Source organism: Photorhabdus antumapuensis, from assembly GCF_020387775.1.
Classification (GTDB): Bacteria; Pseudomonadota; Gammaproteobacteria; order Enterobacterales; family Enterobacteriaceae; genus Photorhabdus; species Photorhabdus antumapuensis.
Window position 1 is genome coordinate 1 of record NZ_JAHZMK010000048.1, and the last position, 443, is coordinate 443.

A 443-nucleotide genomic window follows, 5' to 3' on the forward strand; every position below is an offset into this window, starting at 1 on the left:
CACCCAATGAATTATTTAAAGAAATACGGATATGTTTACTTCCAGAGTAACGATGTTGAGCTTATTATGTGAATCTACCGAATGTGAATTTAAATGTTGATAATAAGAGTAGTTTAATAGCTAAAATATAAAAATTAAGTTATATTTTCTTATTTGATTTTCAAATATCCTAAAAATATTTAATTGTGATCTTCATCATTTATTTTTATCAAATTTAGTATAATATAATAGTTTACGCCTAAAAATGGATAATTAAAGTGAGTTAATTGATTGGAAAGCAAGGGGAATAAAATATTTATTATCTCATAGGGAGAAGATAACAAAACTAATAATCACAACTTGGTGAAAATATGTTGTTTAAATATCTAATCAATCGTCACGATATTTCCCGCGTTTTATATAAAACACTTCATTTCTTTATGATATATACCCTATGGATTTCA